Here is a 17,738-nt window from a genome sequence, read left to right on the forward strand (position 1 = left end):
AAATGACATTCAATACGAATTGAGATTTACTTTATCAGGCATACTCAGTCTGTATTTTAGTGATATGGGAAAAGGATTAGTTAAATCAGTGCCAATAATGAAATTAATTGGGTAAATAATCACTGTTGTAAGAAATAACCTATTAATATTAAATAGCATGACTTCATGGCGATTTAAATTCTAATAGTTTGATTATTTTATCTGGCAGAGGAGAGGTTTTTTTATTAATACATTGATTTATGATTATTTTCTTCATTGATGCCGTTATGTCATTATTAAACTATATTGTTTGAAAAGAATACCTGTAGATTGGAAACGATTAAAGATTATTTTAAATAAAGCAATATCTATAAAATATTAGTGGTAATTATTTGTTATTATTTAATCGTTGTGTTGATCATGATGGGCGTGATCAATGTGCTTTATGATCACGCTTTAGGCTGATTTCGGGGTTAACCGCTCAACCGGCATTCCCTTGCTGATACGCCAGTGCGACGGTTAAGGACTGCACCAAACACAAGGTGGCAGATTGAGAACGGAACGCATCAACCTGTGCTTCCTTCACCACAAAGCAGATATCGCTGAAACTCGCTAATGGGCTAATTTGGCTGTCAGTAATCACAATTTGCTTCGCGCCAGACTGTGCCGCTCTTTCACTGACCATCACCGTTTCCTCGGCATACGGCGTAAAACTGATAGAAACCACGACATCTTTAGGGCCAATCATATTCATCTGCTCGCGGAACATACCACCCAATCCATCGATTAACAGGGGACGGCACTCCAAATGACTGAGAGCATAAGTAAGATATGATGCCACGCTGAAAGAGCGGCGCAGGCCGATAATATAAATATTGTGAGCATTCGCCAGTAAATTTACTGCCTTACTTAAATCCTCTGCGGGGGTGCGGGCTGCGAGTTGCTGCATGGCTTGGGCATTGGAATGGGCAAATTCCTGCAAAATATGCTGAGGATCTTCTGGTATCTGATGATCGCCATCCAGCTCTTTGAACAGCCGTGCCCGATCAGTATAGCTGGCGGTTTCTTCAACCAAATTCAGGCGAAACAATTGTTTCATTTCATTGAATCCACTGAAATTAAAGGCATTGGCAAAGCGGATCAAGGTAGAAGGTGGAACATCGGCCTCTTTTGCAATAATGGCAACCGTATCAAAAGCGACACTATTCGTATTATCCAGTATATATCTTGCAACTTGCTGTAACCGTTTGCTTAATTCACCATAACGGGATCGTACCTGTTCTTGAAGTTCATGCAGATTAGATGCAGCAGACATCATGCCCCCATAAGGAAATTTCAATGAGTGTAGTTGCATAAAAATAGCGTGTTGATCACATTAATTAAAGACCATTTCAAATTTAATTGAAAATGAAATTTATATTTCATATATCTGTAGCACTATGATTCAACGCTTATAATTCAATTGTCACTTGCTGGTTCAATCCGTACTGGCTCAATCATAATTGTATTTAGAGAGGCTCTGAATGGAACAGATTAAAAACTTTATTGGCGGGCAACTCGTTGATAGTCAAAGTGATCGTATTTCACTCATCTTCAACCCAGCCACAGGGCAGGCGATTCGAAAGGTTGCCTTGAGTACCGTTCATGAGACTGGATATGCGATTGAATCTGCTCATTTGGCCTTTGAAGAATGGTCAAAAACCTCGCCATTGAAACGCGCCCGTATCCTGTTCAAATTCAAATCATTACTTGAAGAAAACCAAGACAGATTGGCAAGGCTGATTTCTGAAGAGCATGGAAAAATTTACTCTGATGCGGTGGGGGAATTAACGCGTGGCCTGGAAGTGGTCGAATTTGCTTGTGGTATCCCTCATCTGCAAAAAGGGGAACACTCCGCCAATGTCGGAACCGGAGTGGATAGCCACTCCTTAATGCAGCCATTGGGGGTTTGCGCTGGCATTACACCTTTTAACTTTCCTGCCATGGTGCCAATGTGGATGTTTCCCATTGCACTGGCGACGGGGAATACCTTTGTCCTGAAACCCTCTGAAAAAGATCCCTCTCTTTCGGTTGAACTGGCGAAATTATTGCAACAAGCGGGTTTGCCGGATGGCGTGTTTAACGTTGTGCAGGGGGATAAAGAAGTTGTTGATGTGCTGCTGACCGATCCTCGCATTCATGCCGTGAGTTTTGTCGGTTCAACGGCGATTGCGGAATATGTTTATGCCACCGCATCGGCGCACGGCAAACGCTGCCAGGCATTGGGTGGGGCAAAGAACCACAGTATTTTGATGCCGGATGCAGATATAGATATGGCAGCAAGTGCCATCATGGGGGCGGCATTTGGTGCAGCAGGAGAACGTTGCATGGCCTTATCTGTGGTACTGGCGGTTGGGGATGATATAGCAGATACCTTGGTAGAAAAACTCCGGCAGCAAATCGCTCAAATGTCAGTAGGGCCTGGTATTAACGCAGGGAAAGAAAACGATATGGGTCCCGTGATTTCCAAGCCACATAGGGAAAAAATTTGTGGTTACATTCGCAGTGGCGTTGAGCAGGGAGCAAAATTGCGGGTTGACGGGCGAGGGTATCAGGTTGCAGGCTATGAAAATGGCTATTTCGTGGGGCCAACCCTGTTTGATTATGTCACGCCAGACATGAAAATCTATCAAGAAGAGATCTTCGGCCCGGTGCTGGTTATCGTTCGCGTACCCGATTATGACACAGCATTGAAATTGGTTAATCAGCATGAATATGGCAACGGGGCAGCCATTTTCACCCGTGATGGTGAAACGGCTCGTCAATTCAGTGAAGACGTTCAGGCGGGTATGGTCGGTGTGAATGTGCCCATCCCAGTCCCAATGGCATTTCATAGTTTCGGTGGCTGGAAGCGTTCCATTTTTGGGCCGCTGAATGTACATGGCAATGACGGTGTTCGCTTTTATACCCGCATGAAAACAGTCACCAGCCGTTGGCCTGCCAGTGTACGTTTGGAACATCATGACAGCCATTTTGTGATGCCAACGATGGAGTAGTTATTCCATGAAAAACAGATCAATCAATACGAAGAAAATGACAATGGCCCAAGCCTTGGTCAGATTCCTCAACCAGCAATATATCCATGTTGATGGGGAGGAATATCCCTTTATTCGAGGTATCTTCACGATATTTGGTCACGGTAATGTGGTCGGATTAGGGCAGGCATTAGAGCAGGATGCAGGGCATCTTCGCGTTTATCAAGGCTGTAATGAACAGGGGATGGCGCATATTGCCACGGGATTTGCCAAACAGAAAAAACGTCGGCAGATTTTTGCCGTCACCTCTTCTGTTGGGCCTGGGGCGGCCAATATGGTAACGGCTGCCGCAACTGCAACGGCGAATCGCATCCCATTACTGTTATTGCCGGGAGATACTTTTGCTTGTCGCCAGCCTGATCCCGTTTTGCAGCAGGTTGAACAGTATGGTGATGGCACCATCAGCACCAATGACTGTTTCCGTCCAGTGTCCCGTTATTGGGATCGCATTTCGCGGCCGGAGCAATTAATGGCAGCCATGATCCACGCCATGCGAGTATTGACCGATCCGGCCGATACCGGCACCGTCACGATTTGTCTTCCGCAGGATGTTCAGGGAGAAGTCTGGGATTACCCGGATTACTTCTTCCAGAAACGAATTCACCAGATTGAACGCCGCCCGGTTTCTCAGGTGCGTATTCAAGAGGCCATTGCACTGATTCAGCGCAAGAAAAAGCCGCTGTTAATTTGTGGTGGTGGAGTACGTTATTCCGACGCTCATGAGGCTTTTCGCCATTTTGCTGAAACGTTCAATATCCCGTTTACTGAAACTCAGGCGGGGAAAAGTGCGATTGTGGCTGCTCATCCATTGAATTGTGGCGGCATTGGTACGACAGGTTGTTTGGCCGCGAATCAGCTTGCCAAAGACGCTGATTTAATTATTGGTGTTGGTACCCGTTTTACCGATTTCACAACGGCTTCAAAGTCACTGTTCCAACATCCAGAAGTGGAATTCCTTACCTTCAATGTAGCGGAATTTGACGCCTGCAAACTGGATGCCGTCAGTGTACTGGCGGATGCCAGAGAAGGGCTGAATGCCATTGCGCAAGCATTGTCAAAAATGGCATGGCGTTCTGAGTGGCAGCAAGAAATTGCACAGGCAAAGGCCGCCTGGCAACAGGAATTAGGACGCTTGTTTTCCATTCAGTATCAAGCCGGATTCCAGCCTGAAATTGCAGGGCATTTGGATGATCAACTGAACGAGTACAGCGAAACATTGCGAACCAATCTGACTCAAACCCGTGTGCTTGGCCTGATGGATCAATATTTGGAACCCGACGCCATCATTGTGGGAGCAGCGGGTTCTTTACCGGGAGATTTACAGCGCATTTGGCAACCGAAAGTGCCTGATACTTATCATCTTGAATATGGTTATTCCTGCATGGGGTATGAAATTGCTGCCTCACTGGGGGCAAAACTCGCTTGTCCCGAACAGCCTGTTTACACAATGGTCGGCGATGGCTCATATTTGATGTTAAACAGTGAATTACAAACGGCTATTCAGGAAAACATTAAGATCACCGTGCTGTTGTTTGATAATGCGGGATTTGGTTGTATCAATAACTTGCAGATGAGTCAGGGCATGGGAAGTTTTGGCACGGAAAATCGTTATCGCAATCAGCAAAGCGGCAGATTAGATGGTGCTTTAATACCCGTGGATTTTGCCAAGAATGCCGAAAGCTACGGTTGTAAAAGCTATCGGGTGCATAATGAGCAACAATTGATTGCTGCTTTGCAAGATGCGCAGAAACAGCCATGTGCGACATTAATCGATATTAAAGTATTACCGAAAACCATGACCCATGATTATGAATCATGGTGGAGAACAGGAACTGCGCAGCTTGCGGATAAACCGGAAATTACTGCATCAGCAGAAAAAATCAGGAAATATGTAGAGAAAAAGGTACGTCAGTATTAACCGACGCTGGATATCGATTGTTCAGGGCTGGATGCAAAATCCTTATGTACTGTGTGTACGTTCCGGTTTCTGTGTGCAGCCGTATGCAAATGATCTGCAATACCCAGCAGAGAGAATTCAATAAAATAGGATGTTAATAAGATAGAATTAAAAATTTTCCACCAATTTTGGAAATATAAAATCTTCCAATAATAAAAATAAATTATCCCATATATCAATGTTATTATATCTGCCACTAAAAATGACAATAATTGATTCTAGCTGAGGAATAATTAATAATATTTGCCCGCCATTTCCAAATGCAGCGTGCCAATGATATTCATTCCCATTTATAGGTGATCTATATTTACCCATATACCAAAGATAGCCATAATCATCTGTTCCGGTAGAAAATCGAGGTTTCATGGATTCTTTGAGCCATGTAGCAGGAATGATATCTTTTCCTTCCCATTGACCTTTATTGAGTATCAATAGACCTATTTTTAATAGATCTCTTGCGGTTAGGCGTAACCCAGAGGCCGCCGATGCAACCCCATCTTTTCCTTTATGCCACTTAACATGATGAATACCTAATTGTGTGAACAAGACTTCATTTGCAAATTCGGGCAAAGTGCAATGCGTATATTTCTCTATTATGCGACCTAATAGAGCCACATTTCCTCCTGAATAGCACCATGTTTCACCGGCTCGATCTGTCACTGTTTTGGAAAAAATATATCCATACCTATCTTGCGCCAATTCCATGCCGATCTCATCATTTCTAATATCATGGTAAGAATAACTTTCATTCCACTCTATTCCCATTGTCATAGTAAGTGCATGTTCGATATTTATATGATCAAATCTATTATCTTTCCGATATTCGGAGAAATGTTCAATGATAGGGCTTTTTAAATTGGGAGCATTTTTGTACTTCATAGCCAGCCCGTATAAAATAGATATAATGCTTTTTGTGATGGATCTTATGTCATGTAAAGTATTTTTATTGAAATCTATCTTCCCCATATCCTCTCCCCATAATTCATCATGACCTGAGAAGTATCCTTCTGCTAATAACGTTCCTCTTTGGCTAACCACTAAAGCGTGTACATGTTCAAAAAGTTTATGATTTGAAGATAAATTTATTTTATTGGTTGAGAAACCGTTCATACATAGCCTCGATAATATTTTTATGAAAAGTAATAATCTAGCTTTTTTAATTTATTAAAAAACCCTAATTACAAAAAAATCGGTAATTTTTTCGTTTCTCGTAGCCGTAGGTGGGTCGTAAAGGCTGTCTGGGATTGGCTGTTGAGGCGATTGTTGGCATCAGTGGGCACCACTATAAGGATACCTTGATTAATCCTATTAATGAGTTTGTAGCGAAATGTCAAAGTTACGAAGGGGCACGAAAGAAATTGTCGGCAAGATGCAACTCAGATGAAAGTTTATGAGCTAGCTCTAAAAAATAAAATTTTCAAATAAAACGAAATTGAAATAAACGTTTTATTTGGTATATTTTCATTCACACCAAAAGCAGAGACCAAGGTATCAAGGAGCATTCATGTTCAATATTGCGTTATTTGGCGCCGGGCGAATTGGGCAGGTTCACGCTGTTAACATTGCCGGTCATAAAGAAACTCGTCTTTATTCTGTGATAGATCCACATCTGACAAGTGCCGAAGCATTGGCACACCAATATCAAGCCAAAATACAGACTACTGAAGAGGCGATGTCAGATCCTGATGTTCATGGTGTTTTGATCGCATCAGCAACAGAGACCCATGCCGATTTGATAGAATTGGCCGCCCGGCACAATAAAATGATCTTTTGTGAAAAACCGGTTCACCTGGATCTTGAGCGTGTTCGCCAGTGCCTCACAACGGTAAAAGCGTGTCAGGTTCCTCTGCTTGTCGGATTTAATCGTCGTTATGATCCCCAATTTCGTCGGCTGAAAAACCTGTGTGATGCCAGCGTCATTGGTAAAGTCGAATCTCTGCTTATTACTTCCCGTGATCCTTCTCCTCCACCCGCAGAATATGTGCGGGTATCTGGTGGAATGTTTCGGGATATGACCATTCATGACTTTGATATGGCACGTTTTATCGTGGGAGAGGAACCCTGTGCTATTTACGCTCAGGCAAGCAACTTGGTTGATCCTGCCATAGGTCTGGCGGGCGATATTGATACTGCATTTATTGTGATGAAGTTTCCATCGGGGGTAATGGCAACCATTACTAACAGCCGTCGCTCTGGTTATGGTTATGATCAACGCTTAGAACTGCATGGTGAGAAAGGTCTGCTGACAGCCGGAAATATTAAGGAAAACAGTGTGGAATTCTGGGGAGAAAGTGGTTGTACCGCCGCTAAGCCAGAACATTTTTTCCTGCAACGTTACCGTGACGCCTACATTGCGGAATGGTGTCATTTTGTCGATGTTATGGCTGGCAGAGCCATTCCTGAGACTAGCGGTATTGATGGCGAACGGGCTTTATACCTCGCAGATAAGGCACTTGAATCCCTGCAATCTGGTAAAGAAATCAAACTATCACGATAAAATTCAAGAAAAAGCGTTGCTGGAACATTTATTTCATAAAAAAACACCCTATCAGTTCCAGCAACCATAACAGTGGCAGGCCGTTTTTATACCTGAGTAATTTCAAATTGCTGTGCAATTAACAAAGCCGCAAATTGAAAGATGAAGGGCATATAAAAACGTTACATCATTTCCACAAATAAAAACAGGGTCTTCCTGTCGGCTTATTACTGTCTGAAAACGGTTAATTAGAGTGGAGGAGATATGTCAACTTTTCTTTCTTTTATGGGTTTTACCCTACTGGTCGCAGGGTTCGCTTATTATAAGACACGAAACAAACAGTTAAGTGCTTCAACCGAAGGTTATTTCCTTGGCGGGCGCTCTCTGACTGGAGTATATATCGGCAGCTCCATGTTATTAATGAATTTGTCTACAGAACATTTGGTCGGCCTCAATGGATTGGCGTTCAGAACCGGATTTATTGTTATGGCGTGGGAAGTGATTGCGGCTTTAACGATTGTCCTCTTCGCCATCTATTTCCTGCCAAGATATTTAAAATTAGGCATTTCAACCATCCCAGAATATCTTGAGCGCCGATTTGATAAAAATACTTTGCTGATTACATCAATCCTATTTTTAGCAATGTATGTGATCTCATTATTACCCATCGTTCTATATACAGGGGCTATTGCTCTGGAAAGTCTGTTTCAGGTTTCCCGGGTTTTTCAGATCGATAAAACCACAGCACTTTGGATCATGGTTTGGGGAGTGGGAGGATTGGGCGCGATTTACGCTATCTTTGGTGGGATCAAAGCGATTGCAGTTGCCGATACTTTAAATGGTGTTGGCTTGATTGTAGGCGGCCTGATGGTCACGGTGTTTGCGCTATTGTATGTGGGAGATGGTAATGCGTGGAAAGGGTTAACTGATGTCTATCACGCTCATCCAGAGAAGTTCAATTCCATTGGCAGTGAAGATTCGCTTGTGCCATTCTCGACCCTGTTCACAGGGCTGCTTGTCTCTAACCTGTTTTTCTGGTGTACCAATCAATCCATTGTGCAGAAATCATTGGGCGCCAAGAATCTGGCGGAAGGGCAAAAAGGTGTCATGTTGTGCGCCTTATTTAAACTTATTATCCCTTCCATCATTATCTTACCGGGAGTCATTGCATTTCATATTTTCAACGGTCAAATAGATAATCCAGATAACGCTTATCCTGCGTTAGTGCAACTGGTATTGCCCAAGGTACTGGTTGGCTTCTTTGCGGCGGTCGTTGTGGGAGCGGTATTCTCGACATTTAGCGGTGGGTTGAACGCTTCCGTGACACTATTTACCGTCAATATCTACAAACCACGGAACCCGAATGCCACTGAAGCGCAGGCTGTAGCCGCGGGTAAATATTTGGGCGTAGGGCTGGCATTAGCAACGATGATTATTGCCCCACTTGTCGCTCATGCACCTGAAGGATTGTTTTACTTACTCCAGCAGCTACAGGGGATGTTCAATGCCCCGATCCTCAGTGTGGTTCTGGTTGGGCTGATGACAAAACGTGTTCCCCCGATTGCGGCGAAACTGGGGCTATTGTTCGGTATGTCGGCTTACATCATCTGTAACTTTATTCTGAACGTCAATATTCACTTCTTCCATCTGGTTGGCATTCTGTTTGTGCTGAACATCATCTTTATGTTGACGATTGGTTATTTTTTTCCCGCCGAATCTTATCAGGAAGTGTATACAGAACAGGTGGATATTACACCTTGGTCGATGGTGAAACCGGCGGGGTTGTTAATTACTTTGGCTGTCGTTTCCATGTATGTTTTCCTTGCCGAAAACGTGCCTGCTTATGTGATGGCACTCTATTATGTATTTGTGGTCAGTATCTTGGGTTATGTTTTCTATCAGACAGGCAAGGCGTTATTTAAGCGTCTGGCGGTAGCAAATACGGTTGCCGGTAAGAGGTGAATCAATGGAACAGCATAAGCAACATAATGAGCGACATAAAAAGTTGGATGTTATCTGCATGGGACGTATCGCAGTTGATCTGTATGGCCAACAAACCGGTTCCCGTCTGGAAGACATGGGAAGTTTTGCCAAATACTTAGGGGGATCATCAGGAAATGTAGCCTATGGAACCGCGCGCCAGGGATTAAAATCCTCAATGCTGGCAAGGGTTGGTGATGAACATATGGGACGCTTTCTGCGTGAAGAGTTGGAGCGGGTTGGTTGTGATACCAGCCATTTGATCACCGATAAAGAGCGGTTAACTGCGTTAGTTTTGCTCGGCATTAAAGATAATGAAACTTTCCCGCTGATTTTTTACCGCGATAATTGTGCTGATATGGCTATTACCCAAGATGATTTCAGCGAAGACTATATTGCATCTGCCTGTTGTCTGGCAATCACCGGAACCCACCTTTCCCACCCGCAAACGCGTGATGCTGTTTTGACTGCACTGACTTATGCCCGCAGAAATGGTGTCAAGACCGTCATTGATATCGATTATCGCCCGGTCTTGTGGGGATTGACTTCACTGGGTGACGGTGAAACCCGCTATATCGCCTCAGAGCAAGTGACAGCGCAATTGCAGGAAGTGCTCTCCCAATTTGACTTGATTGTGGGAACCGAAGAAGAGTTTCATATTGCTGGTGGCTCTACGGATACGGTTGAAGCTTTGCATCGGGTACGGGCACTGACGGCTGCAACATTAGTTTGCAAGCGTGGTGCATTGGGATGTTCGGTATTCACTGCCAATATTCCCAATACCTTAGATGAGGGGATCACGATACAAGGCGTCAAGGTAGAAATCCTGAACGTTTTGGGGGCAGGGGATGCCTTTATGTCTGGTTTGTTGCGCGGCTACCTGAATAACGAAAGTTGGCAACAGGCTTGCACTTATGCCAATGCTTGTGGCGCTTTGGTTGTTTCCCGTCATGGGTGTGCGCCTGCCATGCCAGATAAGACGGAGTTGGATAATTATCTGATGCGAGCAACAGCAGTACCTCGCCCTGATTTAGATTCACATCTCAATCACCTGCATCGGGTTGGCAGCCGTCACAAACAATGGGATGAATTATGTATCATGGCATTTGATCATCGTATCCAGTTTGTCGAAATGGCACGTAAGGTGAATGCCAGTCTCGATCGAATTCCACAACTGAAAAAACTGTTGTTCCGTGCCTGTCAGAAAGTCAGCACAGAAGCCCATTTGGCAGGAAAAGCGGGGATATTGTGTGACAGTCGTTTCGGCCAAGATGTACTGAATGCCGCAACCGGGAAGGGGTTATGGATTGGTCGTCCGATTGAACTGCCCGGCTCCCGGCCGCTTTGCCTCGAACACGGTGATATTGGTTCCCAGCTAGTGAGTTGGCCGCGGGAACATATTGTGAAATGTTTAGTGTTCTTTCATCCAGAAGATAACCCTCCATTGCGTTTGGAGCAGGAAAAAACCATACAGGAAGTCTATGCTGCCTGTTGTCAATCCGGCCATGAATTATTGCTGGAAGTTATTTTGCCAACCGATATGCCCCATTCTGATGCGCTTTATCTGCGTGCGCTCCAGCGTTTTTATAATCTTGGCATTAAACCGGACTGGTGGAAATTGCCACCAATGCAATCAGCCACTTGGGATCAAATCGCTGTATTAATCGAACAGTATGATCCTCACTGCCGCGGTGTTGTCATCCTTGGCCTTGATGCGCCTGAAACTATCTTGAAGGCCAGCTTCAATGCAGCCGCAGGTAAACCGATTGTCAAAGGTTTTGCCGTTGGAAGAACGCTGTTTGGTCAGCCGTCACTGCAATGGCTGGCGGGAGAAATTGATGAGGAAACGCTGATCCTGAAAATAAAAACTAACTATCACAATCTGATTAACTACTGGCGTCAACGTAGGTAACAACGCTAACAGAACATCATTTTTTTCATCTTACAGGAGAGAACCTTTATGGCTGTTCAACTTGGCATCAACCCCCTGACATGGACCAATGATGACTTGCCCTCTTTAGGTGCAGAAACACCGTTGGAAATTTGCCTGACAGAAGGGCGACAAGCAGGGTTTGCGGGTTTTGAACTGGGCAATAAATTTCCTCGTCAGGCACAGGTTTTAGGGCCTATTTTAGCCGACCATGATTTGAAACTGGTGTCTGGCTGGTACTCCGGTGAACTGCTGACGCGCAGTGTTGAAGAAGAAATTGCCGCCGTTCAGCCACATTTGACTCTGTTGCGTGAACTGGGGGCAACTGTGATGGTGTTTGCCGAAGTGACACAGTGCATTCATGGCAATCAGAATAAACCCGTATATCTTCGTCCACTGTTTCCGGTAGAGCGCTGGCAAGAATATGGCGAAAAGCTAACAGCATTTGCCCGTTATACTCGGTCACAAGGTGTACAGATTGCGTATCATCATCACATGGGAACAGTGATTGAAAGTGCGGAAGATATCGATAATCTAATGGAGCATACGGGTGAGGAAGTGGGTTTGTTATTGGATACCGGGCATCTGACTTTTGCAGGAGAAGATCCATTGGCAGTGACAAGACGTTGGTGCACACGTATTAATCATGTGCATTGTAAAGACATTCGCCCGGACGTGTTAAAAGATATCAAAAACCGTAAAACCAGTTTCCTTGATGCGGTATTGAGTGGTGTTTTTACTGTCCCAGGAGACGGTTGCGTCGATTATCCGGCCCTTTTTGCGATCTTGAAAGCGAATAACTATCACGGTTGGCTGGTAGTTGAAGCAGAACAAGATCCCGCCGTCGCCCATCCACTGACTTATGCCACAATGGGATATCGCAACTTGCATAAATTTGCCAGAGAAGCGGGATTAGTTTAAATGCGGAGATTGGGGGGAAAAGCTAAATGTCTAAGCTATTGTCGAAATACCGCGCACCGGATCAGGATAAACGGACACAACATATTACACCGGAAACAGCCAACTGGGGATATGTTCATTTTGCGGTTTATGAGCTGAATGCGGGGGAATCGATTACCTTACCCGCCTCAGAAAATGAAACGTGTCTGGTGCTGGTGGCAGGAAAAGCCACAATAGTGACGCCTCAGCAACGATTTGAGAAAATGGGGGAGCGCATGAGTCCATTTGAGCGCAAAAAGCCTTATGCCGTCTATGTTGCTCCCGATGAAGTGATGGAAATTATTGCCGAAACTCAACTTGAGTTGGCGGTATGTCAGGCAAAAGGAAAAGGAAGTTATCCCACCCGTTTAATCACGCCACAAGATATTGAGGCTGAACAGCGTGGTCATGGCAATAATCGACGCTATGTTCACAACATCCTGCCAGATAATCAACCCGCAGATAGTCTACTGGTTGTTGAAGTTTATACTGATGAAGGGTGCACCAGCTCCTATCCCAGCCACAAACACGATACCGATAACGAGCCACAAGAAACCTATCTGGAAGAGACGTATTACCATCGCTTGAACCCACCGCAGGGTTTTTGTGTACAGCGAGTCTATACCGATGACCGCTCACTGGATGAAACAATGGCGGTTTATAACAAGGATGTGGTCATGGTGCCAAAAGGGTATCACCCCGTGGCGACCATTGCGGGTTATGACAGTTACTATCTGAATGTCATGGCGGGTCCGACACGCAATTGGTTATTCTCATGGGAAAAAGATCATCAATGGGTTAACGGCAAAGAGTATGCAGAAAAACATGCTAACCATTAAGTGTTGCTCCCCATTTGGGGAGCAACATCATAGATCCATTATGCTAAGAACGTTTACAAACTAACTTAAATAACCCATAGGTTAAGCTCGCCAGCAAGAGCGAATTAATGGCTGGAACACCCCAGTCGGTTATTAACCCAATCACACTGCCGATCGCGCTGGCAATAATGGCAGCCAAACCAATCGTTGGTGTTTCATATGGAAGTGTGCCGTGTTCTCGGCTCTCATCCAATATCTTGCGATAGGAGCGCAGAATATAGTAATCCACCAACATAATCCCAATAATGGGCGGGAAAACAACGCCCAACACCGTCAGGAAATCCACAAACCGATCCAGAATACCGAGAATAGAAAGTAGCGTTCCGAGTATTCCAATACCTAAAGTCGTTGGAGGATAACGAAGTTTTTTGCCAGTGATCCCTTCTACAGCGTTGATAATGCCTAATGATGAAGAATACAGGTTCAGATCATTGACTCTCAATGTGGAGAAAACAACAACCAGAAGCCCCGCTCCCCCTGCGACTTGTGACATGATAGTGACAACATCTGACGTATGCAGGGCTTTTGCGATCAAAATCGCCAAGCCATTAATTACAAATTCCCCGGCAATAATGGTCAGCAAGGTGATCCCCAAAACATGCTTACCTGATTGGGTGTAGCGGGTCAAATCAGGGGTCATTAAGCTGGCAACAATCGCACCTCCCACGACAATTGTGATACCTGCACTGATGGACAAAGTATCACCAGAATGAGGTAATCTAATGATTTCATGTAGCGGTTGCCCTGATCCTCCGGATAGCACGGTAATGGAGATATAAGCAACCAGCAGAATAAACAGGGGAACCGCGATCCTGGCGGTAAAGCGCAATGCCTTAAAACCAAAGGCGACCAGCGTTGTTAACAACGTGCCGGAGAGTGCCGCAGCCCAGGCGAAGCCGAGTTTATCGCCAGTAGCAAAGTTAAGGGAATGGGCAAAAATAGCGTTTTGAATACCAAACCAGCCTAATAAACTGATTGCGACAATAAAACCAATTAATACTGATCCTATGCGGCCAAAACCGCACCACCGAGCCAACAGGCTGCCGGATAAGCCTTCGCGCATTCCTGCGAAGCCGAGCCCGAATGTGACAATGCCAAAGAGCAAACTGCCGATGAAAATGGCGATAAAGGCATCGATAAGCGCCATAGAGTCACCAAGTACAGCTCCAAGCATAAATTGATCTAATGCTGTCAACATGCCCATATGAACGATAGCCACGCTTAACATTGATACACGTTGTGTTTGTGGCACTCGGCTCAATGGATAGTCTTCAATTTTAACCATAATATTTCGTGATTCCTTGATGGAGTTCAGATAAAGAGAATACCTTTCTCTATTAGGCGTCCGGGGATGTAGTTGTCCAGATGTAAATGTCGACAAAACTCTTCAAGTTGTTGGAGAGAATGGACATTAGCTTTTTGGTAGATGTTATATATTCTGTTTTCTATGGTTTTGTTGCTTACATTGTATATTTTGGCCATTTCCTTATTTGAAAAGCGGTGGAGCATAAAAAAAATGATATCCATCTCAGCTTTGGTAAACAGTTTGGTATCGATTTCCGTTGTTAAGATACTGGGTTTCTGCTGGTTGATATATTGTAAAGGTGACAATGTATTTAGAGGCTTGGCATTCCATACTATCCAAATACATTCTTTATCATTGTTATATACCGGAAACTTTTCACTAATGAATGGTGTTAGGCTATCTCTACCATACCAATAATGGGTTTCTATGACAGAAACCCTATCTTGAAATTCTTCGGCTCTTTTGTCATGTTCTGTTAGGTCTTCAGCTAATTCAGCCCAATCAGCTGGAAACTCATTATCAAGCTTTCCCTCTATATCAAAATTTATGGGAGTATTAGTGTAGAGGTATGCGGCCTTGTTCATGTAAATATGGCGGGAATCTAAATCTTTTATTCCCCAAGGCTCACTTAGATGTTCCATCATGGCGACTAATCCCTTTAGATAGGAATTATTATCGTTGTAGGGCAAATTCATTCTTATCTCACATGATTAGATATGTTGAATACTTTTCGTGAGATAAAAACGAGTGTATTTATGAGAATACCCACCAAGTTCCCCATAAGCTTTGTAACCTAATTTTTCATAAAATCCTCTGGCCTGAAAGTCAAAAGTATCGACATAAGCCATATGGCAATGCCTGTTTAATGCCTCTTTTTCGGCTTGTAACATAAGCTGTTTTCCGAATCCTTTTTTTCGGTATTTTTTATCTACCCAGAGATATTGAATTTCAAGACCACCCCACCAAGTTTTAGCAATAAGACCCGCAATAATTTGATTATCTTCATCAGTGATAGTGAGAAATAAGGGGTGTATATCTACATCGCTATATTGTTGGTTATGCGCCCAGAGATTTTGGATTACATAGGCTTCATCCTGTGAATTTGGAGTATCGGTAATGTGCATTTTCATCTTTTGAAGACACCTCAAGACAATAATTTTAGATATAATTATTTATAACTGAAACTAATACCACTAACCTATCCGCTATCATTTTTTTAGTTTAATTTCAAGAGTGTTTTTCACCTATTTAAATTTAGATAGAAATGCTTATCTTAATATTAAGGGAGACAGGAGAATGCGAAATTCACCGTTCCGTAATAGCTATCTGCTCCCTTTTGTTTAGTACAAAAATGTAGCGCCCGGCTAGGGCATCACCAGGGAAATTTATTTTAATATAAAATAAATAACCACAAGAGTTTTATAGGATTCTTGTGGGATTTTTATTCAATAATAGTGACTTAACATTATATTTTAACATAAAAATAATTTTAATTTGAAACTTTTACGTAATTCATTTTTTATGGTTTTGGTTATAATCATAAGTAATAATTTTAATATTCTCCTTCCAAAGTGAGTAGTGAGATTGATTAAAAAATCGCTAAAACTATGTTGTGAAATAATTGTAAAGCTTTTTCATTGAATGACGTTTAGTACTTGATATTTTTGGTTTTATTCTGTTATTTAACAGAATAAAAGTAATCTGTTATCTAATTATAATTCCTCTTTCCTCTTAAAAACAGAACTAAGTGTGTGAAAAATATTTCCATTAGTAAACTATATTTCGTTGGATTGTTTTGATGAAAAATACATCTCTATATGTTACTTAGATTCAACTAATAAGTGCAATTTCTAAGAAAGGTGGTCAGTTGATATAGTAGGCATCTTTCTCGCTAAAAAAATGCACTATGGCCTATACACAACTGACCGAAATAGAAAAATATCAGATTTTCAGCTTAAAAGAAGCCGATTTTACACAATGTTTTATTGTAATGTCACTCAATCGAGATCCATCAACAGTTAGGTGGTAAGTGAAAAGAAATTGTGAGGCGCAAAAATATTGTCCCAAACAAGCCCAGCGTAACGTATTAGAACGCCTCTATTCTGTGGTAAAAGCAGTCAAGGTCACACCAGAGGCAGATAAATATCAGTGACAGCCTCGGTCTCCGTCACCGTCGGGAACAATTTTACTCGTTCAAAAAAGAGTGGAAAATCCCGAATTTCTTGATTGTGTTCTGGTAACCAATTTGTATACAAGTAATTGACTATATTAGTTATTCCATTATCTGAGCCAATATATCTAATATAAGCACATTTTCCTGATGGAATCTTTTTTAGTCTGATTTTTGAATTGTTAACCTCAAACTTTGGTGAAACTTTCACACATAAGTCAAATTGGTATTCTTCCGGATCAATGTTTGCGGGATCTGCATAAACAAGATTGAAAGTTCGATTGCGCTTTGGGGATAATTTATGATTTATTCTCCATTCTTTGAACTCTCTAATTGTATTGCCAATAGTTGATGGCGAACCTTTATGCTCCATGATTGCCACGAAGGTTTCCGGGAAATTGACGACTTTTACTTCAACAGGAGATAATTTCTCATTCATAACTTTAGTCCTAATATCATTTATGATTTGGTAATGGCTGTACCAGATAGACCAATCAGGTTTTTTTCTGAACTCAATAGGACTTTGACCAACTGAACTTTTGAATGCCCTGGAGAATGCCTCAGAACTTTCATATCCACACGCAAGAGCAATATCCATGACTGAACTATTGTTATACGCCAGATCATAAATAGCTCTCTTCAATCGAATTTGCCTGATATATGCAGCAACACCGATACCATAAGTTGCGGAAAACAATCTGTGAAAGTGATACTTAGAGCAAGCCACAATACTACTCAGACTTTCTCCGTCCATATGTGTATCGATATTTTCATCAATATAATGAAGAAGAGCGTTCAATCGTTGTTTAATCATAATCATATTATTCAATCTAATTGGTACAAGGACATGTTATATAGCCTCCTGTAGCAAAGCATGATGATTATTGCTGACTTATGCTTTTCTGTCATTGGCAGTTAGAACGAAAGGGATCAGATAATTATTGGCGTCTGACAACATAGTTGCTACTACCCATATATTATTTAGATACATAAAATAAACGAAAACAAAAACAAATCGATAACAAACAGTATTGTGATAAATCAATTGT

At 42.8% G+C, this 17,738-nt stretch carries 13 protein-coding genes and 1 pseudogene; 8 read left to right on the plus strand and 6 right to left on the minus strand.

The features are described 5' to 3' along the window. Positions 1 to 460: 460 nt before the first annotated feature. Positions 461 to 1,294, minus strand: coding sequence for a MurR/RpiR family transcriptional regulator (locus PSI15_RS14755; protein WP_045969169.1), 834 nt, complete (start codon positions 1,292 to 1,294; stop codon positions 461 to 463). 208 nt (positions 1,295 to 1,502) lie between these two features. Between PSI15_RS14755 and PSI15_RS14760 the strand changes: the two genes are divergently transcribed. Then, positions 1,503 to 3,014, plus strand: coding sequence for a CoA-acylating methylmalonate-semialdehyde dehydrogenase (locus PSI15_RS14760; protein WP_273584173.1), 1,512 nt, complete (start codon positions 1,503 to 1,505; stop codon positions 3,012 to 3,014). 22 nt (positions 3,015 to 3,036) lie between these two features. Beyond that, a complete protein-coding gene (gene iolD / locus PSI15_RS14765; RefSeq protein WP_273584184.1) occupies positions 3,037 to 4,971 on the plus strand; it encodes a 3D-(3,5/4)-trihydroxycyclohexane-1,2-dione acylhydrolase (decyclizing) in 1,935 nt (644 codons plus the stop codon). 147 nt (positions 4,972 to 5,118) lie between these two features. On the opposite strand, the gene PSI15_RS14770 is transcribed toward iolD, so the two are convergent. Then, positions 5,119 to 6,120, minus strand: a complete 1,002-nt coding sequence (locus tag PSI15_RS14770) for a serine hydrolase domain-containing protein (RefSeq protein WP_273584174.1) — start codon at positions 6,118 to 6,120, stop codon at positions 5,119 to 5,121. A 394-nt stretch (positions 6,121 to 6,514) separates the two neighbouring features. Between PSI15_RS14770 and iolG the strand changes: the two genes are divergently transcribed. The 5 genes from iolG (at position 6,515) to iolB (ending at position 13,174) form a co-directional block, all read left to right on the plus strand. Continuing rightward, a complete protein-coding gene (gene iolG, locus PSI15_RS14775; protein ID WP_273584175.1) occupies positions 6,515 to 7,507 on the plus strand; it encodes an inositol 2-dehydrogenase in 993 nt (330 codons plus the stop codon). 243 nt (positions 7,508 to 7,750) lie between these two features. Then, on the plus strand, positions 7,751 to 9,448 hold the full coding sequence (locus PSI15_RS14780) for a solute:sodium symporter family transporter (protein ID WP_273584176.1): 1,698 nt from the start codon (positions 7,751 to 7,753) through the stop codon (positions 9,446 to 9,448). A 4-nt stretch (positions 9,449 to 9,452) separates the two neighbouring features. Continuing rightward, a complete protein-coding gene (locus tag PSI15_RS14785; protein ID WP_273584177.1) occupies positions 9,453 to 11,378 on the plus strand; it encodes a bifunctional 5-dehydro-2-deoxygluconokinase/5-dehydro-2-deoxyphosphogluconate aldolase in 1,926 nt (641 codons plus the stop codon). Between the two features lie 48 nt (positions 11,379 to 11,426). Further along, the gene (gene iolE / locus PSI15_RS14790) at positions 11,427 to 12,317 is read left to right on the plus strand and encodes a myo-inosose-2 dehydratase (RefSeq protein ID WP_273584178.1); all 891 of its coding nucleotides are present in this window, start codon (positions 11,427 to 11,429) and stop codon (positions 12,315 to 12,317) included. Positions 12,318 to 12,343: 26 nt separating this feature from the next. Continuing rightward, a complete protein-coding gene (gene iolB, locus PSI15_RS14795; RefSeq protein ID WP_273584179.1) occupies positions 12,344 to 13,174 on the plus strand; it encodes a 5-deoxy-glucuronate isomerase in 831 nt (276 codons plus the stop codon). A 43-nt stretch (positions 13,175 to 13,217) separates the two neighbouring features. Here iolB and PSI15_RS14800 read toward each other — a convergent pair whose 3' ends face one another. Genes PSI15_RS14800 through PSI15_RS14810 form a run of 3 tightly spaced genes read right to left on the minus strand, consistent with a single transcriptional unit; the run spans position 13,218 to position 15,649 of the window. Beyond that, complete coding sequence (locus PSI15_RS14800; protein WP_273584180.1) at positions 13,218 to 14,498, minus strand: cytosine permease; 1,281 nt, start codon at positions 14,496 to 14,498, stop codon at positions 13,218 to 13,220. A 26-nt stretch (positions 14,499 to 14,524) separates the two neighbouring features. Beyond that, positions 14,525 to 15,214: a helix-turn-helix transcriptional regulator gene (locus PSI15_RS14805; RefSeq protein ID WP_273584181.1), complete on the minus strand. Its 690-nt coding sequence runs from the start codon at positions 15,212 to 15,214 to the stop codon at positions 14,525 to 14,527. A 15-nt stretch (positions 15,215 to 15,229) separates the two neighbouring features. After that, positions 15,230 to 15,649 (minus strand): GNAT family N-acetyltransferase, encoded by a 420-nt coding sequence (locus PSI15_RS14810; RefSeq protein WP_273584182.1) that lies wholly within the window; start codon positions 15,647 to 15,649, stop codon positions 15,230 to 15,232. A 776-nt stretch (positions 15,650 to 16,425) separates the two neighbouring features. On the opposite strand from PSI15_RS14810, the pseudogene PSI15_RS18635 reads away from it, so the two are divergent. After that, a pseudogene (locus PSI15_RS18635) lies at positions 16,426 to 16,662 on the plus strand (IS30 family transposase); the annotation flags it as partial. Here PSI15_RS18635 and PSI15_RS14815 read toward each other — a convergent pair. Then, positions 16,643 to 17,509: an AraC family transcriptional regulator gene (locus PSI15_RS14815; RefSeq protein WP_273584183.1), complete on the minus strand. Its 867-nt coding sequence runs from the start codon at positions 17,507 to 17,509 to the stop codon at positions 16,643 to 16,645. The pseudogene PSI15_RS18635 and the gene PSI15_RS14815 sit on opposite strands and share 20 nt — an antisense overlap. Positions 17,510 to 17,738: the final 229 nt, after the last annotated feature.

It is taken from the genome of Xenorhabdus sp. PR6a, from assembly GCF_028599065.1.
Taxonomy (GTDB): Bacteria; Pseudomonadota; Gammaproteobacteria; order Enterobacterales; family Enterobacteriaceae; genus Xenorhabdus; species Xenorhabdus doucetiae.